This window comes from Allobosea sp. Root381 (assembly GCF_001429395.1).
In the GTDB taxonomy this organism is placed as follows: domain Bacteria; phylum Pseudomonadota; class Alphaproteobacteria; order Rhizobiales; family Beijerinckiaceae; genus Allobosea.
Genome location: NZ_LMJT01000012.1, coordinates 128053 through 152472 on the forward strand (window position 1 = coordinate 128053; position 24420 = coordinate 152472).

The following is a 24420-nucleotide window of genomic DNA, read 5'->3' on the forward strand; positions in this document are numbered from 1 at the left end:
GAATTTCTATCATACGTCTATTCCGGCTTGATGACGCGCAGGGATTTTTCTATCGCTCGTAGCTGGCGAGGAATCGCTGTGCGCGGCGGAGACGCTGGCTCGGCTCGGACCTCTCCCTGGATATTGGATTCTATCCGCCGTTCGTGAGGCGGGCTCGTCGTTCCTGATCGTTGCCGGGTATCAGGCGCGGGCATGGCGGGCATTGAGGAGATGCCTGTGCCTAAGCCTCTGCGTACCCTTTCCGGCACCACTTCGGCGCTGGCCATCTCGCTTGCCCTCGCCGCCACGCCTCTTCTCGCCGCGGACGGCGACGGCGGCCGCTTCAGCCCTGGGGCGGGCGGAGGCGGCGGCGCTTCCAATTACGGGAATGGCGGCGGCGGCGGCGGTTTTAACTACGCGGGAGGCGATGGCAGCCAGAGCGGTGGCGGCGCCGGCGGCGACTTCGTTTCCAACCCGGGTGGCGGCGGCGGCACGAGCAGTGGCGGTGGCGCCGGCGGCGGTGGCGGCGGAGCCGGCGGTAACGCCGGCAGCGCCGGCTCCAGCGGATCGGGCGGTGGCGGTGGCGGTGGCGAAGCTGGCAGCGGCGGTGGCGGCGGCTCCATCAGTGACATCGCCGGCGGCAACGGCGGCGGTGACAGCGGCGGTGTCGGTGGTTGGGGAGACACTGGTGGCGGCGGCGGCGGTGCGACCGGCGGCGGCGGCGGTGGCGGCGGGGCTTACGGTGCCGGTGGCGGCGGTGGTTACCGCGGCTTTTATGGTGATGCCTCCACTTTCGCCAACGGAGCGTATCAGGGCGGCGGCGGTGGCGGCGGCGGTGGTGCCGGAGGCGGCGGTGGCGGCGGCGCCGGTGTCGTCCTGGATGGCGGTGTCTTCGCCGGAATGGGTTCCGCGTCCGTCATCCGGGGCGGAGCGGGCGGCGGCGGCGGCGGCGACGGCATCACTGCTGCTGCTGGCGGCAATGGCGGCACCGGCCTCCTGCTCCTGAATCTTCCGACCGCGGACTTCTCGGTCGCCGGCACCATCATCGGTGGCGCTGGCGGCAACGGGGGCAACGGCTCTCTCGTCAACGGCACCGGCGGCACAGGCGGCAATGGTGCGCGCGGCATCGGAATCGAAGGCAATTCAGGGGCGCTGACGATTACCGTCGCCGGCACCGTCTTCGGCGGCAGGGGCGGCAGGGGCGGCGCCGGCAGCAATCCGTCTACGACCGGCAACGGCGGCGCAGCCATCGAGGGCGCGAACCTCGCCATCATGCTTGCGGATGGCAGCAACATCGCCGGCGGTCTGAGCGGTGATTTCACGACACGGGCGGCTGCGATCAGCTTCACCGGCGGCCAGAACAGCCTCGCCTTCGGATCCGGCGGAACCTGGGCGCTGACCGGCGCCATCGAACTGCAGGGCGCGTCGTCGGTCACGTTCAACCAGGCCTCGGACCTGACGCTTGCCAATGTCATTTCCGGGACCGGCAGCGTGGTGAAGGCCGGCGCCAACACGCTGACCCTGACCAGCGCGAATACCTACACCGGTGGCACCACGGTGTCGGCGGGCATCCTCGCGGCCGTCAACAGCGGCGCGCTGGGCGCCGGCAACATCACGGTCGCATCCGGCGCATCTCTCCAACTGAACAACGGCGTGACCATCGCCAACGCCATCTCGCTCGCGGGGACCGGCCCTTCGAACATCGGTGCGCTGCGGGTGGCTGCAGGCAGCGCCACGGTTTCGGGCGATGTGACCCTGACGGCCGCGAGCTCCATCGGCCTGTCGAGCGCGTCGACCTTGACGATCAGCGGTACCCTGGGGGGAGCCTTCACGCTCAACAGGACCAGCTCGGACGGTGGCACGCTGGTGCTGACCGGGAACAACAGCGGCTCCCAGACCAGCCTGAACATCGCCGAAGGCGCGCTCTCCATCGCGAACCAGACGAATCTGCCCGGCGGCACGCTGACGCTGAACACCGGCAACACGAACACGGACGGCCTGCGCGTCACCGGCAGCGACGTCACCATCTCCAAGAACATCACCGCGGGGTTCAGCGGCGCCCGGGTCACCAACGACAACACCGTGACGCTGAGCGGCGTCATCGGGGGTGGCGGCACCACCGCCACGCGCGCCATCTTCACCAAGGCGGGCTCCGGCAAGCTCATCCTGACGGGCACCAACACCTACGCCGTCTCTCCGACTGCGAACGCAGGGACGCAGGTGCTCGGCGGCATCCTCAGCATCACCGACGACAACAATCTGGGCGGCGGCGCGGTGCTGCTCAATGGCGGCGGGCTGGAGGTGACCGGCACCAGCGCCGCCATCGCCCGTAACATCACGCTGCAGCGGGCCAACAGCGCCATCAGCGCTACCAATTCCGCCACCGTGAGTGGTGTCATATCGGGCGTGGGCGGTCTTACCTCCGCCGGCGCGGGCACCCTGATCCTGACCGGTACCAACACCTATACCGACTCCACCACGATTTCGGCAGGCACGCTGGCTCTGTCAGGATCGGGCTCCATCGCATCGACCTCGAGCGTTGCCGTCGCCGGCACGTTCGACATTTCCGGTACGACCAGCGGCGCAAGCATCCAAGGCCTCTCGGGGGCCGGCCAGATCGCGTTGGGCGGCCAGACGCTGACCTTGGCCGGAAACAGCTCGGGTAGCTTTGAAGGCACGGTCACGGGTATTGGCGGCGGCCTCACCAAGACGGGGACCGGCACGTTCACCCTGTCCGGCGCCAGTGATTACACCGGCACCACAACCGTGTCGGCGGGTACGCTCGTGGCTGCCAGCAGTGGCGCCCTGGGCGGCAGCGCCGGCGGCACCACGGTTTCGTCCGGCGCGGCTCTCCAACTGAACAACGGCGTGACAATCGCCGACGCCATCTCGCTCGCGGGCGTCGGCTCGTCGAACATGGGCGCCCTTCAAGTGGCTGCCGGCAGCGCCACGGTTGCGGGCGATGTGACCCTGACGGCCGCCACCAGCATCGGCCTGGCGAACGCCTCGACCTTGACGATCAGCGGTACCCTGGGGGGAGCCTTCACGCTCAACCGGACCAGCTCGGACGGTGGCACGCTCGTGCTGACCGGGAACAACAGCGGCTCCCAGACCAGCCTGAACATCGCCGAAGGCGCGCTGTCCATCGCGAACCAGACGAATCTGCCCGGCGGCTCGCTGACGCTGAACACCGGCAACACGAACACGGACGGCCTGCGCGTCACCGGCAGCGACGTCACCATCTCCAAGAACATCAACGCCGGGTTCAGCGGCGCCCGGGTCACGAACGACAACACCGTGACGCTGAGCGGCGTCATCGGTGGTGGCGGCACCACCGCCACGCGCGTGATCTTCACCAAGGCGGGCTCCGGCAAGCTCATCCTGACGGGCAACAACACTTACGCCGTCTCTCCGTCCGCGATCGCGGGAACGCAGGTGCTCGGCGGCATCCTCAGCATCACCGACGACAACAATCTGGGCGGCGGTGCGGTGCTGCTCAATGCCGGCGGGCTGGAGGTGACGGGCAACGCCGCCACCATCGCCCGCAACATCAGGTTGCAGACCAACGGCGCCATCAGCGCCACCAGTTCCGCCACCGTGAGCGGCGTCATATCGGGCGCGGGCAGCCTGACCTCGGCCGGCGCGGGCACCCTGACCCTCACCGGCGTCAACACCTATACCGGCGGCACGACCTTCAGCGCCGGCACGCTGCAGATCGCCGCGGACACGGCCCTGGGCAGTGGCGGCGGGCTCACCTTTGCCGGAGGCGCGCTGGCGACCACCGCCGATATCGCCACGTCACGCAACATCGCCGTCGGCAGCAACGGCGGCACGCTCAGCACCGCGCAGGACACCACGCTGACGGTCAACGGCGTCGTTTCGGGCACCGGGACACTCACCAAGTCCGGGGCCGGCACCTTGGCGCTGGCAGGTGCCAGCACCTTCTCCGGCATCACCAATGTCGAGACCGGCACGCTCTCGATGGCGGCGGGCAGCACGCTGCCGGGGGCCGTGAACATCAAGACCGGCGCGACGCTGACCGGAAGCGGCGGCAACCTGACCGGAACGGTCACGGTGGAGAACGGCGGCATCCTGTCCGGCACTGCGGCCAATCGCCTGAGCGTGGGCGCGCTCACGCTCAGCGCCGGGGCCATTACCAATGTGACATTGGGCGCGGCCAGCCTGACACCGCTGTTCACCGCAGATGCGCTGACCGTGGACGGCACGCTCAACGTCACGGCCGACACCGGCTACGGGATCGGCATCTACCGCATCTTTTCGAGCACCGCCGCGTTGACCGACAACGGACTGGCCCTGGGCACCGCGCCTTCGGGCGGCCCGGCAGCCCAACTCCAGATCGGCTCCACGACCGTGGACGTGGCGGTCCTGGACACCAGCCTGCAGTATTGGAGCCCCGGCGGCGGCACCACGCAGGGCGGCGACGGCAACTGGACGTCCGCCGGCACGTCCTGGCTGAACGTCGACGATGCGCGCTCGGCCTGGGGCGGCCAGATGGGCGTGTTCGGGGGCACGGCCGGCACGGTGACGGTGTCGGGGACGCAGGGCTTCGGAACGCTGGAGTTCCTCACCTCGGGCTATAACATCGTCGGCGGTCTCCATGGCGCGCTCGACCTCGGCGGCGGCGGCCGGCTGTGGGCGGAGGGCGCGGACACCACCGCCACCGTCGGGCTGGAGATCACCGGCACCGGCGCCCTCACCAAGATCGGCGCGGGCACCATCGTGCTCGCAGGGAGCAACACCTATCAGGGCGGAACGGTCATCCAGGCCGGCACGCTGCAGATCTCGGACAACCACGCGCTCGGTGCCTCGGCCGGCGGCGTGACCTTCGAAGGCGGCACGCTCGCGGTCACCCAGGGCATGGCCTCCACCCGCGCCTTCGCCTTCGATGCCGGCGGCGGCACGATGAATATCGCCGAGGGCACCACCACGGCCCTCAGCGGGACCCTTTCCGGTGCGGGCGACGTCACCAAGGCCGGCGCAGGCACGCTCACGCTGTCCGGCGACAGCTCCGGCCTCTCCGGCAAGCTGTTCGTGCAGCAGGGCACGCTAGCCCTGTCCGGCACGTCCAGGCTCGACGGCATGCAAAGCGTCGTCGTGAACGGCGCGCTGGATATCCACGCGACCACCGGTCCCCAGGGTCTGAAGAACCTGTCCGGCGGCGGCTCCGGCCAGGTCGTGCTGGGCGCCCGGAATGTCGAGATCGTCCAGACGGCGGCCACTGCCTTCGCGGGAACGATCTCCGGGACGGGTGGCATCACAGTGGGCGGGAACAGCGTCCTGATCCTGACCGGCGCCAATACCTATACCGGCGGCACCACCATCCTGGACGATGCTACCCTCCAGATCGGTGACGGCGGGACCACAGGTTCGATCACAGGCCATGTCGCGAACGACGGCGCGCTCGTCTTCAACCGCTCCGGCAGCTACACCTTCGACGGCACCATCGCCGGCCCCGGCAGGGTGAGTTTCACCGGCGGCGGCACCGTGCTCTTCTCCAACCCCGACGCCTATAGCGGCGACATCGGGGTTGATGGCGGCAATGTGGTGCTGGCCAACGGCTCCTCCAGCAGCGCCAGCTACACGATCAACAACGGCGGCGTGCTTTCCGGCAACGGCACTGTTGGCGGCCTCGTGGTGAACAATGGCGGCGTGGCGTCGCCGGGCAATTCGCCTGGCACCATCAACGTTGCCGGCCCCGTCGCCTTCAACAGCGGCGGCGTCTACCGGGTCGACGTGACCCCCACGGGTCAGCACGACCGCATCACGGCCACCGGCGCGGTGACCATCGACAGCGGGGCGAATGTGCAGGTGCTGGCGGTGCCGGGCGCTTATGCGGCAAACGCCACCTATACGATCCTCTCGACCACCGCCGCCCGCACCGGCACCTTCGGCGGTGTCACCTCCGATTTCGCCTTCCTCAAGCCGGCGCTCGCCTATGACAGCCAGAACGTCTTCCTGACCCTGGCCTATGACGACGGCAGCAACGGCGGTGGCGGCGGGGGCAGCCCAGGCTTCGCCTCCTATGCCACCACCGCCAACGAGCTGGCCTCCTCGAATGCGGCGCAGACGCTCGGCATCGGCAACCCGCTGTTCGACGCCATCGTGACGCTGCCGGTATCCGGCGTGCCGGGCGTGTTCAACGCCATCTCCGGCGAGATCCACGCCTCGGCCAGGACGGCGCTGGTCGAGGAGAGCGGCGCGGTCCGTTCGGCCGCGGTCGACCGGCTGCGCTCGGCCTTCGGCGCCGTCGGCGGGGCGCCGATGCCGACCATGACCTACGGCTTCGCCGCCGACAGGGCGCCCGCCACCACCGGCTTGATGCCGGCGTTGCGCAGCGACCGCTTCGCCGTCTGGGGCCAGGGCTACGGCTCCTTCGGCCGCAGCGACGCGACGGCCAACGCCGCCAGGCTGACCCGCTCGACCGGCGGCTTCCTGCTCGGCGCCGATGTCGCCGCTTTCGACACGCTGCGCTTCGGCCTGCTCGCCGGCTACAGCCGCACCGAGTTCAAGGTGAACCGCCGGCTCTCCTCGGGCGAGAGCGACAATTACCATCTCGGCCTCTATGGCGGCGGGCAGTGGGGCGCGCTCGGGCTGCGTCTGGGCGCGAGCTACAGCTGGCACGATGTCGAGACACGCCGCACCGTCAGCTTCGCCGGCTTCGGCGACCGACTGACCAGCGACTACCGGGCCGGCACTGCCCAGATCTTCGGCGAGCTCGGCTACCGGATCGACCTCGCCCGGATCGCGCTCGAGCCCTTCGCCGGGCTCGCCTATGTCAACCTGCGCACGGATGGCTTCCGCGAGATCGGCGGGGCGGCAGCGCTCACCGCCCGGAGCCGGACTACCGGCGTCGGCTACACCACGCTGGGCCTGCGCGCCTCGAGCAATTTCGCGCTGTCCGGCATGGACCTGACGCTGCGCGGCGCGCTCGCCTGGCGCCATGCCTTCGGTGACGTCGACCCACAGGCGACGCTCGCCTTCGCCGGCAGCGCCCCGTTCAGCACCGCCGGCGTCCCGATCGCGAAGAATGCGGCGCTCCTCGAAGCCGGCGCTCGGCGTCTCCTACACCGGCCAGCTCGCAACCGACGCCCAGGACCACGCCTTCAAGGCAAACCTCGCCGTCAGGTTCTGAGGCGAGCCGATCCCGCTGTCGCGCGACGGTGCCGGGCGGCAGCGTCGTGCGATAGCGGGAGTGAGGCTGCGGCTGCCAAGCGGACATTCGGCAAGAGGCGTCACAGTTGCGGACAAGCATAGGCCGGTGACCGAAGTCACACGGGAGCATCCTGCTCTGCGGTGCGGCGACGGCTGCGGTCGGGCCGATCGGCTTCGTTGGGCTCGTGGTACCCCATATCGCTCGCATCCTGGGCGGCCCCGATCAGCGCTGGATCCTCATCCTGTCGGCCACCCTGGGGCCGATCCTGCTCCTCGGCGCCCATATCGTTTGCGTGCAGGCCTACTGTCGCTACGTTTCGACCGCTGCAACGCTTTGGCGACGCTGCTTCTGGCTGGTCCGACATGCGTCGTGGCGGTGGTGGCGCTAGGAAGCGGTGATCGCGCGATCGCTCCGAGCGATGGGTTGCTCGGGCTGATCGGCGAGGCTGATCAGCGCATCCGCATCCCCGTCGTCGAATGTCGCCTGCCGCGCGTCCAGCTCGGCGCCATGGCCGGGGCCGCGCTGGGTATCGGCGGGACGATCTTCCACTCGCTGTCGCGCAATCCGCTGGGCTCGCCGGACATCATCGGCATCTAGGCGACCGCGACTCGGTCATGCATCGACGGCCCGGCTCCGTCGAAGGCTTCATTGGGAAATAGCAGCGGCTGTCTCACCCTTCGGGCTCTCCCACCGGCACATGCACGACAATGGGTTCGCCGAGGAGCAGCGGCTCGAGCGGCGCCATGAAGCGCGCATGCGCCTCGCTCGGCTCGAAGCCTTCAGTGTGGGCCGCCAAGTCGCGGCAGTCCACCTCGATCAGATAGATCTCGGGGCTTTCAAGCGTCGGCATCAGGCGATAGCTCAAGCAGCCATCCGTCCCGGCGAGCAGCGGCGCGACGCTGGCGAATGCGCGCTCAAACGCAGGGGCGGCCCCCGGCAGGAGGCGAAGCATCGCAGCTTCTCTGATCATCGGTTTCTCCCTTTGTTTCGGACGGCCGGGAATCGTTCCCGACCGTCCGCGCGCCGGGTCAGGCGGCCCGCCCGGAGGGGGGCAGGGCGGCCGCGTCGCCCGAGACGTCGATCACGACCTTCCCACGCAACCCTCGTGCGGTGCCGTTCTCCAGCAGGTCGTGCGCCTCGGCCATGCGGGCGAGCGGCAGCGTCGCGCCGATCACGGGCTTGACCAGGCCGCGCTCGACGAGACTCGTGAGCGCGTCGAGCTTGCCGCGGTTCTGACGGGTGAAGACGAAGTGATAGGCCGCGTTCTTGCCCCAGGCCTCGATGAGGTTCTGCGGCTGCGCGATATCGACGAGGCTGACCACGCGTCCGGCATCCGCAAGGACGAGCGGGCTTCGTGTCAGGGCGTCACCGCCGATCGTGTCGAAAACGACGTTCACGCCCTCTCCCCCGGTCAGCCGGGCGACCGCCTCCACATAGTCTTCGGCTGTGAAGTCGATCGCCTCGTCCGCGCCGAGCGAGCGTACGAAGTCGTGGTCGCGGGCACGCGCCGTCGTGATCACCCGCGCGCCGATCGCCCTTGCCACCTGGATCGCAATCGTGCCGACGCCACCCGCGCCGCCGTGGATCAGGATCGTCTCGCCGGCCTGCAATTGCGCGCGCTGGACGAACGCCTCCCAGACCGTGCCGCCGACAAGCGTCAGGCTCGCCGCCTCGATGTGCGTGAGGTTTCGCGGCTTGCGGCCGACGAGCTCGACGTCGGCGACGTGCTGCTCGGCGTAGGAGCCGGCGGCGCCGAAGATCTTCGGTGTGTAGTAGACCTCATCGCCGACTGCGAACTCGCGAACGTCCGAGCCCAGCTCCTCGATAACGCCCGAGATGTCGTGACCGGTGATTGCGGGCAGCGGCACGTACTCCGCGTAGTCGCCGCGGCGGATCTGGTAATCGAGCGGATTGATGGCCGTGGCGTGCACCCGCACTCGCACTTGGCGCGGACCGACGTCCGGAACCGGCACTTCGCGCAGCTCGAACGCGTCCGGTCCGCCGAAGCGCGTGAGGACGGCTGCCTTCATGGTCTTGGTCATAACGACGTCCTTTCGACAGGAGAGGCAGAGCGGGCGCCATGACCTATGGTCCCGTTGCGATGCCAGTCCATATGACTTGTCGCGATTGCCCTCAGTAGCGGGGCTACCTAGGATCAGTTTCAATGAATCTTTGAAAGTAGCGCCATGGATGTGAACGACCTGAACCTGTTCGTGCGCATCGCTCAGCTCCGGAGCATCAGCTCTGCAGCCCGCGATCTGGGCCTCACTCCGGCGGGAGCGAGCGCCAGGTTGGCGGCATTCGAGAAAAAGCTCGGGGCGAGGCTTCTCCACCGAACGACGAGACAGGCGACGTTGACCGAGGATGGCCTCGCCTTCCTGCCGCATGCGGAGCACGTCGTGCTCGCAGCCGAGTCCGCCCGGGCGGCTCTCGGGCGGGGCCAGGCCGCGCCGCGCGGTACCTTGCGTGTGGCGGCGCCGGCCTCGTTCGCGCGCATGCATATCGTGCCAGGCCTGCCCGAATTCTGCAGGCGATATCCCGAATTGGCTCTCGACTTGCGGATATCGGACAGCGTCGTCGATCTTGTCGAGGGTGCCTTCGACGTGGCGGTTCGCTATGCCGAGCTCAATGACACGTCCTTCGTCGCGCGGCGGCTCGCTCCGGATAGACGAGTGCTGGTTGCATCGCCTGAGTATATCGAACGGCGCGGCCGGCCGAGCACGCCCGACGACCTCTCGGACCACGCATGCCTCGTTGTCGGTACGCTCGATCTCTGGACGTTCCGCGCGAAGGGTGGAGAACTGATCGAGCGGCGTATCACTCCCAGCCTACGCATCAATGACGGCGCCGCCGTGCGCGATGCGGCCTGTGCGGGGCTCGGCGTCGCTTGGATGGCTACCTGGTGCGCCGCGGACGAGCTTCGATCTGGAGCCCTCGTGCCAGCTCTTCCCGATTACCCGCTCATCTCGACCCAGACGCTCTGGGTGCTTTACCCAAGCTCGCGCGAGTTGGCACCGAAGGTGAGGGTCTTCATCGACTGGCTCGTCGAGCGATTTGGAGGGCAGCCTTACTGGGATCGCGGTCTGGAGTGGATCTTCGCGAACGATCAATAACGTGCGCTGCTGGCCGCTCAGCCTGCCGGGAGATTCCGGTGAAGCCATTCGGAAGCCTCGCCGACATCAACGTCGGTCAGTTCGTGGCCGGCTGCGAGCTCCCGGAACTCCACACGTGCGCCGCGGCTCGCGAGCGCCTCCGTCACGTCCGGCGCGTCGCGGGTGTAGGCATCGTCGCGCCCGTTGAGGACCAGCACATCGGTATCCGAGAGATCGACAGCCGGTTGCGCTTCAAGTGCTTGAATGCCCCGCAACAGCACCGCATGCCTTGCGATACCGGGATGCAGCTGGATCACCGCAGCGAGGAAGTTCGCGCCGTTGGAATAGCCGAGGAAGACGAGTCGCTCCCGGTCGAGCCCGTAACCGGCCACGGCGTCCTCGACGAAGGCCGCGAACGCTTCGGCTTCGCTGCGGATATCCGCCTGGTCGAAGGTCGTGGCATCAATCCGGCGGAACCAGCGATTGCTGCCCTCCTCCGTCGCCCGGCCGCGCACGCCGAGTAGCACGGCCCGGGGGGCAATGCGGCGTGCGATCGGCATCAGATCGGCCTCGCTCCCGCCGGTGCCATGCAGCAGGACCAGGGTCGTGCCGTCGGGCCTTTCCGGCCGGTTGAAGCGATGGATGAACGGAAGATCCCGAACCGGAAACCTCTCCTCGCCGGGCAGGGCAAACTGAGGAAGCATCGCCCTCAGGTCCTCGGCACGGCCTGCCTCATGCGGCGGCAGAAACAGGGTCCGGCCAAGTTCGCCGGGCGCTTCGTCGATCGACATCCCTGGCCCGTCTGTCGCGTGTTCCAGCAAGATGCCGGCCGGATCGCGGACATAGAGCGACAGGAAATACTTCCGGTCGTGGACCTCGGTCGGCCCGTACTCCTTCAGCGACAGGCGCATCGACCGGATGGCGTCGGCGTCCAGTGCGCGAAAAGCGACGTGATCGGGCACCCCAGCTCCCGGCACCGACGGTACGAAGCCTGACACTTGCCTGATGTCGACGACATCGGAATCGGAAACCATGCGCTGCGTCAGGCCGGCCTGCTCGCCATGCCCGTAGCCGAAACGCGCCACAAAACTCGCGGTTTCCGCCGCCCTGTCGGTCAGGAGCGTGACGCCCCGCAACCTGATCGGTGCGTCGGGCAGCGGAGCGGGCGTCGCCATGTCGACGCCCACCAGCTTCACGATCAGCCCGTCGGGATCCTTGAGGCGGAGGACCGACTCCCCGAACTCCCGGGAAGGCCCCTCGAGCGGGATGCTGGCGGCCAGCGCCTTGGTGAGCCACTCCCCCAGCGACGCCGGTGGCACCGCCAACGCCACTTCCGAGACCTGTCCGATACCGGTGCGGCCGCGGCCGGCCGCCTCCCAGACGAGGAAGGTCAGCAACGAGCCGGGGCTGCCGAGCCCATCCCCGTAGATGAGGTGCAACTGTTCGGCATCCGCAAAGCCGCCGGTTCGTTTCACGAGCCTGAGCCCCAGGAAGCCGACATAGAAATCGACGTTCGCCTGCACGTTGGCCGTGATGCCGGTGAAGTGGTGGATGCCGCTCGTCATTCTTGTGTTGTCCTTCGAGTGTCAGCCGCCCGCCTCGCGTGCGAGCACCTTCTGCACGCTGGGATCGGCCGCTAGCCGGTCATGCAGAGCCTGCACGTTCGGATATGGTTCCAGGCCACCCGGCAGGAGCTTCATCGCCCATCGGATCATCGGGAAGGAGTAGGCGTCAATGATAGAGCGCCCGCCGTCGAGAATATGTTCGCGCCCGTCGAGATGGCGGTCGAGGATGCCGAACTGCTTGGCGACGAGCCTGTGCCCCGCTTCCACCACCGCACGCCGCGCGCCTTCGCCTGGGTCGGTCGTGTAGCGCGCCGGCATGAAGACCGGCCAGAAAGCCGCGTGCACGTCCGAGGTCAGAAAGGCCGACCACCGATGCGCCTCGGCCTTGGCCCGCAGGCCGTCACTACCGGACAGACGGGCCTCGGGGTGCTTGCAGGCGAGATAGTCGAGGATCGCGCCAGCCTGCGTCAGAAGCCAGCCATCGTCCTCGCGAAGGGTCGGCACGGCGCCTGCAGGGTTCACGGCCAGAATCTCTTTCGAGCCATACTGGACCCTGACCGCTTCATACGGCTTTCCGATCCATTCGAGAGCAATGTGGGGCGCCAGCGAACAGGCGCCTACGGCAAAGTAAAGTGTCGGCATGGTTTCTCCCTGCTGGATCAGGCGCTGCGGATGGCTCGCTCTCGGCAGACTGCTACGAGCGGGCACGGAGGCCGCCCGTCATGGCTTCTGGAGATGGCGTGCCGCGGCCTCGGCGATCAGTTCCGCTACCGCTGCGGGCTGCGAGACCATCACGACATGCGACGCCCCCTTGAGCACGACCGTTCGCTTCGAGCCGGCGCGCTCTGCCATGAAACCGAGTGCCTGGGCCGGGATATTCTTGTCGCCGTCGCCATAGACGAAATAGGAAGGCAGCGATTTCCAGGCCGGCTCGCCGGATTTTTCGGTCAGGGCGGCTTCGGTGATGGGGCGCTGGCCGGCCGCCATCAGCGCGGTCGCCTCGGCCGGGACGTCGTGAGCGAACTGGTCACGGAATTTCACCTGATCGATGTAGAGATCGATGCCGCCGCCGGCGAGCTTGACCGGGGGCGCCAGTGCCTCGCCCAGCGTCCCGCCAGGGAACTTGCCGGCGAGATCTGCCGCCGCCTCGCCAACGTCCGGCGCGAAGGCCGCGACATAGACAAGCGACTTGACGTTGTCGTGCCCCTTGGCGGCATTCGAGATGACCTGGCCGCCATAGGAATGGCCGACCAGGACCACCGGACCCACGATGCTTCTGACGACGTCGGACACGAGCTGCGCGTCACCCGACACGCTGCGCAGCGGATTGGCGACGGCGACCGTCGCGTAACCATCCTTCTGGAGGTTCGCGATGACGCCGTTCCAACTCGACGAGTCGGCGAAGGCGCCATGGACGAGGACGATCGTGGGCTTGGCCGGCTGCGCCATGGCGACACCGGAGACAAGAGCGGTCGCGACAGCAACCGTCGCTGCGAGTTTGGGCATGATTTTTCCTCTCACAAGACGAAGACGCGCTCAGCGCGGGTGAAGATGAAGGCGTAGGCATTTGAGCGCTCGGCCTGCGTCTCGGCGAGCAGTCCCACCGCCGGGCGATAGTCCTGCGGGACAGCTGGGAACGGATGGTCTCCGTCGCGGACAACCTAGAAGACGTCCGGCGCAACTGCGTGGCAGATCCTGCTGCGAGGTCATCGATCCTGCGGTTTGATATGCCTCAGTTGCTTCGAGATCATCTGACGACATGGCTCCTCAGGCGACCAGCGGCCAAATCATCAGACAGCCGAACAGGATGAACAGCGCGCCTGTCAGCCGGCGCCCGACAGCCATATTGCCGCCACGGGCGAAAACCCGGCGAAGCTGACGTGCGGCGAGCGCGTAGCCGCCGAGCACAATGAGCTTCGTCGTGACGAAGGCGATCACGAGAAAAACCAGCGAGCCCGGGCCGCCATCGGCCGGGATGAACTGCGGAAACAGCGCCGCGAAGAACAGCACCGCCTTGGGATTGCTGATGCCGATCCAGAAGGATTGCAGCCACAGGCCGGCAGTGGCGCTGCGCGAGGAGCCCTCCGCGCCGGTACTCTGCTCAGATACGGCCGGCGACACCCGAAAATACTGGATGCCGAGCCAGAGCAGGTAGGCTGCACCGGCGATGCGCAGGACGGCGAACAGCGCCGTGTTGGCAGCCAGGAGCGCGCCGACGCCGGCGGCCGACAGCGAGGCCAGAATGACGATGGCGACCAGATCGCCACTCAGGGCCACGATGGCGCGGCGTGCGCCATAGGCGAGCGCATTGTTGAGCAGGAAGACCGTCGAAGGTCCCGGCGTCGCGACCTGGGCCGCGCTGATCAGCACGAAAGCGACGAAGGTCGTGAAGCTCATCCCAATCCCTGACAGGGCACGATCGCGAAGTGGAGTGTTTGACATCGACGCGAAACTCGGATCAATAAATTCATTGTTCCGAGAACAAGAATGAGCACGCCCAGCTATCTCGAGCACGCGAACCGGATCACGGCGGAGATCGTCGACGGGCTCCGCCCGCCGGGGCAGCGCCTGCCGACGATCAGGAGCTATGCCTACGAGAACGGGCTCGCCGTCTCGACGGTCGCGCGGACCTATGCCGAGCTGGTGCGCAGGGGGATGGTCTCGGGCGAGGTCGGCCGCGGCAGTTTCGTCCGCCTCGTGCCGCCTCAGGCGCGGTTGCGCGAGCCCGGCCAGGCACGGATCATCGATCTGGAGTTCAACTCGACGGCAGTGCAGCCGGAGGACGAGCGCGCGCTTGCCCATGCCATGATGCGCGCGGCGGAAGGGGATGGCCTCCCGTTCGCCTCGGCTTCAACCTCGGCCTACGGGGCGGAGCGGCTGGCCGTGGCGCTGGCGCGGCATCTCTCCTATGGCGGCTGGCAGCCGCGGCCCGAGCATCTCATCTTCGCCGGCGGCGCCCGACAGGCGATCGCCGCTGCGCTCGCCGCCTTTGCCAACACCGGCGAGGCAGTCGGCGTCGAGGCCATCAGCTACCCGATGGTGAAGGCGACCGCCCAGAGGCTGGGTCTGCGGCCGATCCCGATCGCGATGGACGAACAGGGCATGCGGCCGGATTCCCTGAAGGCCGTTGCCGCCTCGGACGGCGTTCGGCTGGTCTACACGCAGCCGACTTTGCACAATCCGCTGGGTCTCACCATGACGGCGGAGCGCCGGCGCGACATCGCCGCAGTGGTGGACCAGGGCGAGCTGACGCTGATCGAGGATGCGGTCTACAGTTTCCTTCATCCGCAAGCCCCGCACCCGATCGCCGCTCTCGTGCCGGACCGCGTCATCCTGATCGACAGCCTGTCGAAGCGCGGCTTCCCGGGCCTTCCGATCGGCCTGGTCACCCTTGCCGACGCCGACCGGCGGCAGCGGCTCGCCGAGTCGCTGCGGACGGGCGCATGGCTGAGCTCGCCTTTCAGCCTGGCGCTTCTGGCGACCTTGCTGGAGGATGGAACCCTGCCGGAGATCGAGGCGCGCAAGGGGTCCGACGCCGCAAAGCGGCATGCGATCATGCGCACCGGCCTCAAGAAGTGGTCGCCTCAAGGAGACGCGCGAAGCTTCCATCTGTGGCTGCCGCTGCCGCCGCCATGGCGCGCGGACGACTTCTGCGCTGCCGCGCTGCACGCCGGCATCGCGGTGACACCGGGCCGCAATTTCAGTCTTCAGCCGGGATATGCGCCAGACGCTGTGAGGATCGCCCTCGCCACGCCCGCCATGGACGAGCTTCGGCGAGCCGTCGGCATCATCGACCAATTGCTCGAGCTCGGTCCGGCTGCGGAGCCGGCCGAACACTCGACCGCTCAAGTGGCGTAGCGGGACGGATCGCGGACGGCCCTGCGATAGTCGCTCGGCGACATGTGCTTATGCTTGGAGAAGACTCGCGCGAGAATCTGGTTCGACGCGTATCCGACCTCGCTCGCGATCTCAGTGATGGGCAGCTCCGTCAGTTCGAGCAGATCGCAAGCCCTCTCCAGCCGCAATTGCGTCAGGTAGACGCGCGGCGGCACGCCGACGCTCTGCTTGAACATCCGCGCGAAATGAAAGGGCGAGAGTTGCGCTTCAGCGGCCAGTTCGTCGAGGCTGATGTCCTCGGACAGACGTTCCCGCATCAGCTCGAGACAGCGGCGCCGCGCCCAGGGGGCAAGGCCGCCTTTTGCCGGCGCAAGCGAGGCGCCGCTCAACCGGCAGAGTTCGGCGAGAATCTCGCATCCTGCGGCGCGCGCCAGCAGGCGCGACGGCGCGCCTTCCTCGTCGCTCAGGGCCCACAGGTTCCTGAGCGACGATTGGATGGCGGCGGAACGAAACGGCCCTCTGTAGAGCTGCAGGCTATCCAGCGAACATCCTCCGTCGGCCGCTTCGTCGAGCACAGCCTCCCATTGCGCCGTGGGGAACGACAGGCTGCGAATGCGGTGGTGCGCGGCGACGTTGATCGTATTGGCGAAGTTCGGCACGTCGAGATAGAGGTCGCCCTTCTGGCTTTTGACATCGAAATGCCCGCCTCCAGAGTCGCCGCGCGTACGGCAGCCGCCTTGAATATCCTGATACAGGACGAGTTCAGGCAAGGCCGGGCGATACATATCCCCGCCCGGTCGCGCCATTTCGAGCATGTCGAGGATCCCGCCGGCGATTTCCGCGTGCGCACATAGGATGCCGGCCGGCCCTCGCTGCACCATTGTGTGAAAGACGGATAGGCGGACAAGGTAATCCCTCCCCTCTGACGCCGCTGTGACCGCCTTTCGATCCGCGGACTCGGCCTTTGCGATACGGCCCGGCGCTCTGGCAGGCCCCGCTCATTTTCGCCCCGCATAGCTCGCGAGAGACGGCTTCCGCCATCACGGTGAAGCGTGTCCCGGTGCCGCGCGCGCGGCGCTCATAAACGTCGTAGCAATCGCACCGGGTCGATGGCCGTCACTCTCTATTATTGAGGAAGTGCAGATAAGGCGCAAGTGTATGAGCGGCTTCAATTGGAAGATGAATTTGCACAGACAAAAGAGTTGCCGGTCATCGGCGATGATATTGTGCCGATACAATATTGAAGGGCCTATCTGATTGATAATGCGTGGCCAATTTTTATCGGACGTCTGACAGCCTGGACGAGAGGCGGTCGATTTCGCCCTGCGCTTCAGCGGCATGTCGAGATCTGGTGCGGCGGCTGCTTGACTGCTTCGCTATCCCGAACGAGCCGACAGCACGCAGTTCAACCGCAAGATCGGCACCTTCGGCGCAGGGCCGGAAACGCGCCGCTTCCGCATCCCGGTAGATTGCTCGTCAGGCTCGGCGACGCTGCAGGTCGAGATCAGCCGCGGCGTTGCGGGTGGAGGTCAAGCAAACGATCTGCGGGACCGAGATACGGCTGAAGGCAAACGAGCGGGCATCGGAAGCGCGCGATTTCCTTCAAAGCCAGAAAACAACGATGGGAGAATGATCATGACTGACCTGATCGGCAAGCGCGCCCTCGTGACCGGAGGATCGCGAGGCATCGGCGCCGCGATCGCACAGGCGTTGGCCGAGAACGGCGCGGATGTCGCGATTACCTACAAGAGCGCGGCAGGCCGCGCGGACAACGTCGTCGCGGCGATCAGGACGCTGGGCCGACGTGGAATCGCCATCGAGGCGGACAGCGCCGATCCGGACGCCGTCAAGCGGGCCGTCACCGGCACCGTCGAAGCGCTTGGCGGCCTCGACATCCTCGTCAACAGCGCGGGCATTGCCATCTACGGCCCGGTTGCGGACGTCGACATCGCTGACTTCCAGGCCGTTATGAACGTCAATGTCCGAGGTCCATTCGTCGCGGCGCAGGCGGCAATACCACACCTTCCCAAAGGCGGCCGCATCATCTCGGTCGGATCGACCTTGGGAGAACGTGTGCCGTTTGCCGACGTGACGCCCTATGCCATGTCGAAGTCGGCGCTGCTCTCGTTCACGCGCGGCCTGTCCCGTGAGCTGGGACCGCGCGGGATCACGGTGAACCTTGTCTCGCCCGGATCGACCGACACCGAGGCGAACCCGGCCGATGGCGAGGGGGCGGCCTTCCAGCGCAGCCTCTCGTCGCTCGGGCGCTATGCGGAGCCACGCGAGATCGCGAATGTCGTCGCGTTCCTTGCAAGCCCGGCGGCGGCGATGGTCACGGGCACGGTGGTGACCGTCGACGGCGGCGCGAACGCGTAATCGGCCGGGCAGGCCGACGAACTCACCCGATCCGACCACCCGAACGAATGCGGAGTGCGGAGCCGTGCCGCGGCGCCGAGCCCATCCGGCTGCGCTTCGCCTCCGCTTTACGAAAGAGGACAGGACATGACCGACGCACGACCCATCGCAGGGAAGCTTCCGCAGGAACGGCCCGGGGCCGAGTTGATCGTCTTCAACGCAAACATCTTCACCGGCAATCTCGCGCAGCCCGAAGCGTCCGCGCTCGCGGTCACGAAGGGGCGCATCTACGCGGTCGGGAGCGATGCCGAGATCCTCGATCTTAAAAACTCGGGCACCCGGATCATCGATGCCGGCGGCCGTCGGCTGATCCCGGGGATCATCGACGCGCATATCCACCTGCTCAACGAGAGCAACTTCACCTTCACCGTGCGATGGGACGGCGTACCCACGCTTCGCCGGGCGCTGTCGATGCTGGCCGAACAGGGCGACCGGACGCCAGAGGGCCAGTGGGTCAAGGTGATCGGAGGCTGGACGCCCTACCAGTTCGAGGAGAATCGCTTCCCGACCATGGACGAGCTGCGCGAGGCGGTGCCCGACCGGCCGCTGATGGTGCAGTACGCCTACAACCGCGCCTTCATGAACGATCTGGCGATGGAGGCGATCGGTGCCGGCACAGATCGGTTCCCGGACTTCAAGGTCATCGAGTTCGAGACGGACGAGCGAGGCGACTTGCCATCTGGATCGAGGCATTCCAGCGAAATGACGGGCTCCGCGCCCTTCAAGCGCGCGATTTCCGCGTTGGCCGCTCTCAGCTCCTTGTCCTGCTTGCCCGGAAGCGGACGTTCCAGACATCGGCTAGGGGCAACCTTTGACCGTTGGATGGTTACTCATGGACCGTCAATTACCCTATTGAAAACGCCCGTGACCGGTCCGCTCAAACGGTCGGCGCGTCGAAATTTGGTGTCGAGTACCGATCCGGTCGAGGCCTGATTTTTTGTCTGCATCCAAGGACTCGACGCCGAGGGAAAGCTCTTAAGGGGGTTGCCCGTGGCGCATCTGCTAGACCCGATAGACGCGGCTGACCCAGTTCAGAGCGGTTGAATTGCGGCGTTTGGCTGCAATTGAGGTAACACTATGGGTCATTTTTCATCAACGAAACCATGCCGTGCAAGCTTCGCCTTGACTTGGCCACAAGCACGGATCATGAGAATGAACGTTCATTCTCGTTGACAGGGTTGCGCGTGCTGAATCCCGTCGGTCTTCCTGCGCCCGAGCGCGCCCCGTCCGAGCGCCAGACCCGTATCCTCGATGCGGCGGAACTCGTTTTCGCGCGCGCCGGCTTCCACGCCGCGACGATGCAGGACGTGGCGGCCGAGGCCGGCATGAGCCCGGGCAATCTCTACCGCTACTTCGCCAACAAGGACGCGATCATCGCCGGTATGGCCGAGCGCGACCGCAGCCAGATCGCCGCCGATTTCGCCGATCTCGGCCCCGCCCGCGGCAGCGTGCTCGACCAGCTCGAGGCGCTTGGGCGCAAGCATCTGGTCGAGGAGCCGCGCGAGAAGGCCGTCATCTGCCTGCAGATCTGGGCCGAGGCCGCCCGTAATCCCGAGATGGCGAGGATGTGCGCCGCGATCGACGGAACCGTTGTCGGCGGACTCGCCGTCGCCATTGCCGGGGCAAAGGCGAGCGGCGAGCTGCCGGCCAATCTCGACGATGCCCGCTTCCTCCAGGCCATCTTCATGATGGCGGACGGCTTCTTCTGCCGCCGTGCCACTGATCCTTCCTTCGATCCCGCCATGATGGCCGAGACGCTGTTCACCGCGATGCGCGGTCTGGCGCAGGTGCTGCTGCTGCCCGAGGCGGAGGCCTCTTCGTCATGACCACCGCCATCGTCGCCGCGCATCCCGCCATCGCCCGGAAGGGTTTTCCGATGTCCTCCTTCGCCGTCGCTTTGCGCCTCCCGGGCCTGTCGCGCCTTCTGTGCCTCTCGCTTCTCGGCCTCGCGCTCGGCCCGGTCGCGGCTGCCCCGGTGCTGGCCCAGGCGGCCGCCTCGACGCAAGTCGTGCCCGCCGCCGGCCCCTCCGTGACGGTGACCACAGCGAAGGTCTCCGAGATCGTCCAGAGCGTCGTCGTCTCCGGCTCGATGGTGGCGCGCAACGAGGTGCTGGTGCAGCCCGAGGTCGACGGTCTCGCGATCGTCGAGATCCTGGCCGAGGAGGGCGATCGCGTCACGACCGGACAGGTGCTGGCGCGGCTCTCGCGCACCACGCTGGAGGTGCAGAAGGCGCAGAACGACGCCCAGATCGCCCGCGCCGAGGCGGGGGTCGCCCAGGCCAATGCGCAGATCGTCGAGGCCGAGGCCAATCTGGTGCAGGCCAACAACGCCTTCGACCGTACCAAGGCGCTGCGCGAGAGCGGCAATGCCAGCCTGGAAACCTTCGACCAGCGGGACGCTGCCGCACGGTCCGCGCGCGCCAGGGTCAACTCCTCGAAACAGGCTCTGGCCATCACGAGCGCCGACCTTGCCTTGGCCAACGCTCAAGGACGCGACATCGAGGTCAAGCTCGGCCGCACCGAGATCAAGGCGCCGCGGGGCGGCATCGTCAGCCGCCGCAGCGCCAAGCTGGGCGCGACCGCGAGCATGACGCCGGGCGCCGATCCGCTGTTCCGCATCATCGCCGAGGGTGCCGTCGAGCTGGAGGCCGAGGTCGCCGAGGTCGAACTGCCCGGGCTGAAGCTCGGCCAGCCGGTCGCGGTGACGCCGGCCGGTGCGGCGCAGGCGCTGGCGGGCACCATCCGCCTGATCGCGCCGGAGGTCGACAAGGCCTCCAGGCTCGGCCGGGTGCGCGTCGCGCTGACGGGCAATCCGCCGGTCGCGCTCGGCTCGTTCGCGCGCGGCGTGATCGAAACCGGCCGCAAGACCGTCGTGACCCTGCCGCTCTCGGCGATCACCTATGCCCGTTTGGGCGCGACGGTACAGAGCGTCACCGACGGCAAGGTCAAGACGAAGAGGGTCGAGCTCGGGCTCGCCGGCGACGGCCGCGCCGAGATCGTCTCGGGCATTACTGAGGGCGAGAGCGTGGTCGCGCGCGCCGGCACCTTCGTGCGCGACGGCGACGTCATCACCCCGGTCGCGACGAACTGACGGGAGTCGGCGTCCGTGAACATCAATTTCTCCGCCTGGTCGATCCGCAAGCCGGTCCCCGCGATCCTGCTCTTCTTTGTGCTCTGCGTGCTCGGGCTGCTTTCGTTCTCGAAGCTGCCGGTGACGCGCTTCCCGAATATCGACGTGCCGCTGGTCTCCGTGACGATCACGCAGTCCGGCGCAGCGCCGGCCGAGCTCGAAAGCCAGGTCAGCAAGCGCGTCGAGGACGCGGTCGCCAACATCACAGGCGTCAAGCATGTGATGTCGACGCTGACCGACGGGCTGTCCTCGACCATCATCGAGTTCCGGCTCGAAACCGATACCGACCGCGCCGTCAACGACGTCAAGGACGCCATCGCCAAGATCAGGGCCGACCTGCCGCGCACCATCGATGAGCCGGTGATCCAGCGGATCGATGTCGAGGGCCAGTCGATCCTGACCTATGGCGCCTCCTCGGCCGGCATGACGCTGGAACAGCTTTCCTGGCATGTCGACGATATCGTCGCGCGCGAATTGCAGGGGCTGAGGGGCGTCGGCCGGGTCGAGCGCTATGGCGGCGTCGACCGCGAAATCAGGATCTCGCTCGATCCCGACCGGCTGCTCGCGCTCGGCACCACGGCCGGCGAGGTCAACCGCCAGATCCGCGCGACCAATGTCGATCTCGCCGGTGGGCGTGGCGAGGTCGGCGGCCAGGAGCAGGCAATCCGCACGCTCGCCGGTGCGCGCACGGTTGCGGAGCTGGCCGAGAGTAAGATCATGCTGACCGGCGGCCGCGAGGTCCGGCTCAAAGAGCTCGGCCGCGTCGAGGATTCGAACTCCGAGCCGCGCGCCTTCGGCCGGCTCGACAAGAGCCCGGTGGTGTCCTTCGCCGTATTCCGCTCCAAGGGTTCGAGCGAGCTCTCGGTAAAGGATGTCGTCGCGGCGCGCATCGCCGATCTCAACAAGCGTTATCCGGACATAGCGCTGAAGCCGATCGACGACGCCGTTGCCTATACCTATGGCAACTACAAGGCGGCGATGGAGACGTTGATCGAGGGGGCGGCGCTCGCCGTCATCGTGGTCTTCCTGTTCCTGCGGAACTGGCGGGCGACGCTGATCACGGCCATTGCGCTTCCGCTCTCCGCCATCCCGACCTTCTGGGTGATGGAGATGATGGGCTTCTCGCTTAATCTGGTCAGCCTGCTCGGCATCACGCTGGTCACCGGCATCCTGGTCGACGACGCGATCGTCGAGATCGAGAACATCGTCCGGCACATGAAGATGGGAAAAACGCCCTATCGCGCCGCGATGGAGGCGGCCGACGAGATCGGGCTCGCGGTCATCGCGATCACGTTGACGATCGTCGCGATCTTCGCGCCGGTTTCGTTCATGGGCGGGGTGGCCGGCCAGTATTTCCGGCAGTTCGGCCTGACGGTCGCGGTCGCCGTGCTGTTCTCGCTTCTGGTCGCGCGATTGATCACGCCTATGATGGCGGCCTATCTGATGAAGCCCGTCGACCATGCCGAGCCGAAGGACGGCGCGGTGATGCGTGGTTATGTCGGCCTGCTCAAGGCGACCACGGCCTCGCGGCGCCTGCCCGTATTCCCGCGCTTCGACGGCACCGGACGCTGGCGCTCGCTCTCCTTCAACATGTCGTATCTGACGCTGGTGCTGGGCTTCGCCTTCCTCTGGGGTTCGATCCACGCCACCGCGCTGTTGCCGACCGGCTTCATCCCGGACGAGGACACCGCGCGTGTCGTGGCCTCGGTGGAATTGCCGCCGGGCTCGACGCTGGAGGACACCCGCGTCACCACCGACAAGCTGGTCGATGCGCTCAGGACCATTCCCGAGGTCACCCAGGTCTTCGTGCTCGGCGGCTCCTCTCCGACAGGTCAGCGCGAGGTCAGGCGCGCTGCCGTGACCATCAAGCTCCTGCCGAAATCCGAGCGCAAGGCGCGCCAGAAGGACCTCAAGGTCGTCATCGCCGAGAAACTCGCCAGCGTGCCGGATGTCCGCGCATGGTACGTCAACGAGCGCGGCGAGCGCGAGATGGCCTTCTCGATCCTTTCCAAGGACGGGGCCGCGCTGGACGAGGCGGTGGCGCGGATCGAGGCGCGGATGCGCAAGGTCGACGGCTATATCAACGTCGCGACCATGGGCTCGCTGTCGCGGCCCGAATTGACGGTCCGGCCGAAGCTCGAGGCGGCGGCGAGCCTCGGCGTCACGCCGGAGGCGATCTCGGAAGCCGTGCGCGTCGCGACCATCGGCGATGTCGGCGCCAATCTCGCCAAGTTCAATGCCGGCGACCGGCTGGTGCCGATCCGCGTCCAGCTCGACGAGGCGGCACGGGCCGACATCCGCAACATCGCGGCCCTGCGCGTCACCAATGCCAGCGGCGTCTCGGTGCCGCTCACGGCGGTGGCCGAGATCGGGTTCGGCGAGGGGCCGAGCTCGATCGACCGCTACGACCGCGTCCGCCGCGCCTCGATCGGCGCGGACCTCAAGCGTGGCTTCGAGCTCGGCACCGCGCAGGAGACCTTCCACAAGATCGTGCAGGAGGTCGGGCTGCCGGAAGGCGTCTGGATCGCCGCGACAGGCGATGCCGAGATCCAGGGCGAGGTCGTCGCCGGCTTCGTCCAGGCGATGACGACCGGGCTGATGCTGGTGCTGGCGGTGCTGATCCTGCTGTTCGGCTCGGTCTTCCAGCCGATCACGATCCTGCTCTCGCTGCCGCTCTCCTTCGGCGGCGTAGTGATCGCGCTGCTGGCGACCGGCAATCCGGTCTCTATGCCGGTCTATATCGGCCTGCTCATGCTGATGGGCATCGTCACCAAGAACGCGATCATGCTGGTCGATTTCGCGGTCGAGGAGGAGGGGCGCGGCAGCGACCGCCGCACGGCCCTGCTCGAAGCCGGCCGCAAGCGAGCCCGGCCGATCGTCATGACCACCATCGCCATGGCGGCCGGCATGCTGCCCTCGGCCTATGGCGTCGGCGACGGCGGCGAGTTCCGCTCGCCGATGGCGATCGCGGTGATCGGCGGGCTGATCGTCTCGACAGTGCTCTCCCTCGTCTTCGTGCCGTCCTTCTATGCGGTGATGGACGATCTCTCGAAGCTGACGGGGCGGGTCTTCGGGCGCTTCTTCAGCAAGGCCGAGGACGAGAGCCTGTGGGAGGCGATCCACGAGGATCACACCCACAAGACGCCGGGCGAGGCCAGCGGCAAGGTTATGGGTAAGCTGCCGCCGCCGAGGCTGGCGGCGGAGTGAGGGTGAGAGGCGTAGCGCCCT

16 protein-coding genes and 1 pseudogene are annotated in these 24420 nt (G+C 67.4%); 10 read left to right on the plus strand and 7 right to left on the minus strand.

The window, feature by feature from the left end; all coding sequences use genetic code 11:
* Positions 1-216: 216 nt before the first annotated feature.
* The 3 genes and pseudogenes from ASE63_RS12080 to ASE63_RS26540 all read left to right on the plus strand — a co-directional run bounded on the left by ASE63_RS12080 (position 217) and on the right by ASE63_RS26540 (position 7750).
* Complete coding sequence (locus tag ASE63_RS12080; RefSeq protein WP_156410316.1) at positions 217-7254, plus strand: autotransporter domain-containing protein; 7038 nt, start codon at positions 217-219, stop codon at positions 7252-7254.
* Between the two features lie 14 nt (positions 7255-7268).
* Positions 7269-7541: pseudogene (locus tag ASE63_RS26535) on the plus strand (iron chelate uptake ABC transporter family permease subunit); the annotation flags it as partial.
* Positions 7532-7750 carry an iron chelate uptake ABC transporter family permease subunit gene (locus ASE63_RS26540; RefSeq protein ID WP_200962556.1) on the plus strand — a complete coding sequence of 73 codons (219 nt, stop codon included), beginning with the start codon at positions 7532-7534 and terminating at the stop codon, positions 7748-7750. The pseudogene ASE63_RS26535 and the gene ASE63_RS26540, both read left to right, overlap by 10 nt.
* Before the next feature lie 73 nt (positions 7751-7823).
* On the opposite strand, the gene ASE63_RS12085 is transcribed toward ASE63_RS26540, so the two are convergent.
* A complete protein-coding gene (locus ASE63_RS12085; protein WP_056801257.1) occupies positions 7824-8123 on the minus strand; it encodes an antibiotic biosynthesis monooxygenase in 300 nt (99 codons plus the stop codon).
* A gap of 58 nt (positions 8124-8181) precedes the next feature.
* The gene (locus ASE63_RS12090) at positions 8182-9195 is read right to left on the minus strand and encodes a zinc-dependent alcohol dehydrogenase family protein (protein WP_056801258.1); all 1014 of its coding nucleotides are present in this window, start codon (positions 9193-9195) and stop codon (positions 8182-8184) included.
* A gap of 144 nt (positions 9196-9339) precedes the next feature.
* Between ASE63_RS12090 and ASE63_RS12095 the strand changes: the two genes are divergently transcribed.
* Complete coding sequence (locus ASE63_RS12095; RefSeq protein WP_056801260.1) at positions 9340-10266, plus strand: LysR family transcriptional regulator; 927 nt, start codon at positions 9340-9342, stop codon at positions 10264-10266.
* Between the two features lie 17 nt (positions 10267-10283).
* On the opposite strand, the gene ASE63_RS12100 is transcribed toward ASE63_RS12095, so the two are convergent.
* The 4 genes from ASE63_RS12100 to ASE63_RS12115 form a co-directional block, all read right to left on the minus strand.
* On the minus strand, positions 10284-11810 hold the full coding sequence (locus ASE63_RS12100; RefSeq protein ID WP_056801262.1) for a VOC family protein: 1527 nt from the start codon (positions 11808-11810) through the stop codon (positions 10284-10286).
* Between the two features lie 21 nt (positions 11811-11831).
* Positions 11832-12452 carry a glutathione S-transferase family protein gene (locus ASE63_RS12105; RefSeq protein ID WP_056801264.1) on the minus strand — a complete coding sequence of 207 codons (621 nt, stop codon included), beginning with the start codon at positions 12450-12452 and terminating at the stop codon, positions 11832-11834.
* Between the two features lie 78 nt (positions 12453-12530).
* Entirely contained in the window at positions 12531-13316 is a 786-nt protein-coding gene (locus tag ASE63_RS12110) for an alpha/beta hydrolase (RefSeq protein WP_056801266.1), read from the minus strand.
* Positions 13317-13577: 261 nt separating this feature from the next.
* Entirely contained in the window at positions 13578-14207 is a 630-nt protein-coding gene (locus ASE63_RS12115) for a LysE family translocator (RefSeq protein WP_056801268.1), read from the minus strand.
* 90 nt (positions 14208-14297) lie between these two features.
* Here ASE63_RS12115 and ASE63_RS12120 point away from each other — a divergent pair, with 90 nt between their 5' ends.
* Complete coding sequence (locus ASE63_RS12120; RefSeq protein WP_056801270.1) at positions 14298-15668, plus strand: PLP-dependent aminotransferase family protein; 1371 nt, start codon at positions 14298-14300, stop codon at positions 15666-15668.
* On the opposite strand, the gene ASE63_RS12125 is transcribed toward ASE63_RS12120, so the two are convergent.
* Positions 15656-16462: an AraC family transcriptional regulator gene (locus tag ASE63_RS12125; protein WP_244491384.1), complete on the minus strand. Its 807-nt coding sequence runs from the start codon at positions 16460-16462 to the stop codon at positions 15656-15658. The two genes, ASE63_RS12120 and ASE63_RS12125, sit on opposite strands and share 13 nt — an antisense overlap.
* A gap of 820 nt (positions 16463-17282) precedes the next feature.
* On the opposite strand from ASE63_RS12125, the gene ASE63_RS12130 reads away from it, so the two are divergent.
* The 5 genes from ASE63_RS12130 (at position 17283) to ASE63_RS12150 (ending at position 24399) form a co-directional block, all read left to right on the plus strand.
* On the plus strand, positions 17283-18023 hold the full coding sequence (locus ASE63_RS12130; RefSeq protein ID WP_056801739.1) for a 3-oxoacyl-ACP reductase family protein: 741 nt from the start codon (positions 17283-17285) through the stop codon (positions 18021-18023).
* A gap of 126 nt (positions 18024-18149) precedes the next feature.
* Positions 18150-18995 carry an amidohydrolase family protein gene (locus ASE63_RS12135; RefSeq protein ID WP_082609875.1) on the plus strand — a complete coding sequence of 282 codons (846 nt, stop codon included), beginning with the start codon at positions 18150-18152 and terminating at the stop codon, positions 18993-18995.
* 251 nt (positions 18996-19246) lie between these two features.
* A complete protein-coding gene (locus tag ASE63_RS12140) occupies positions 19247-19888 on the plus strand; it encodes a TetR/AcrR family transcriptional regulator (RefSeq protein WP_162261761.1) in 642 nt (213 codons plus the stop codon).
* Positions 19885-21153, plus strand: coding sequence for an efflux RND transporter periplasmic adaptor subunit (locus tag ASE63_RS12145; RefSeq protein ID WP_056801274.1), 1269 nt, complete (start codon positions 19885-19887; stop codon positions 21151-21153). The genes ASE63_RS12140 and ASE63_RS12145 overlap by 4 nt, the downstream gene beginning before the upstream one ends.
* A 15-nt stretch (positions 21154-21168) precedes the next feature.
* Entirely contained in the window at positions 21169-24399 is a 3231-nt protein-coding gene (locus ASE63_RS12150; protein ID WP_056801276.1) for an efflux RND transporter permease subunit, read from the plus strand.
* Positions 24400-24420: the final 21 nt, after the last annotated feature.

Excerpts from the sequence above, each read along its gene's own strand:
- ASE63_RS12145 (WP_056801274.1), top strand. The coding sequence starts at position 19,885 with ATGACCACCGCCATCGTCGCCGCGCATCCCGCCATCGCCCGGAAGGGT.
- ASE63_RS12105 (WP_056801264.1), bottom strand. The coding sequence starts at position 12,452 with ATGCCGACACTTTACTTTGCCGTAGGCGCCTGTTCGCTGGCGCCCCAC.
- ASE63_RS12100 (WP_056801262.1), bottom strand. The coding sequence starts at position 11,810 with ATGACGAGCGGCATCCACCACTTCACCGGCATCACGGCCAACGTGCAG.
- ASE63_RS12095 (WP_056801260.1), top strand. The coding sequence starts at position 9,340 with ATGGATGTGAACGACCTGAACCTGTTCGTGCGCATCGCTCAGCTCCGG.
- ASE63_RS12130 (WP_056801739.1), top strand. The coding sequence starts at position 17,283 with ATGACTGACCTGATCGGCAAGCGCGCCCTCGTGACCGGAGGATCGCGA.
- ASE63_RS12090 (WP_056801258.1), bottom strand. The coding sequence starts at position 9,195 with ATGACCAAGACCATGAAGGCAGCCGTCCTCACGCGCTTCGGCGGACCG.
- ASE63_RS12110 (WP_056801266.1), bottom strand. The coding sequence starts at position 13,316 with ATGCCCAAACTCGCAGCGACGGTTGCTGTCGCGACCGCTCTTGTCTCC.
- ASE63_RS12120 (WP_056801270.1), top strand. The coding sequence starts at position 14,298 with ATGAGCACGCCCAGCTATCTCGAGCACGCGAACCGGATCACGGCGGAG.
- ASE63_RS12125 (WP_244491384.1), bottom strand. The coding sequence starts at position 16,462 with ATGCTCGAAATGGCGCGACCGGGCGGGGATATGTATCGCCCGGCCTTG.
- ASE63_RS12115 (WP_056801268.1), bottom strand. The coding sequence starts at position 14,207 with ATGAGCTTCACGACCTTCGTCGCTTTCGTGCTGATCAGCGCGGCCCAG.
- ASE63_RS12135 (WP_082609875.1), top strand. The coding sequence starts at position 18,150 with ATGACCGACGCACGACCCATCGCAGGGAAGCTTCCGCAGGAACGGCCC.
- ASE63_RS12085 (WP_056801257.1), bottom strand. The coding sequence starts at position 8,123 with ATGATCAGAGAAGCTGCGATGCTTCGCCTCCTGCCGGGGGCCGCCCCT.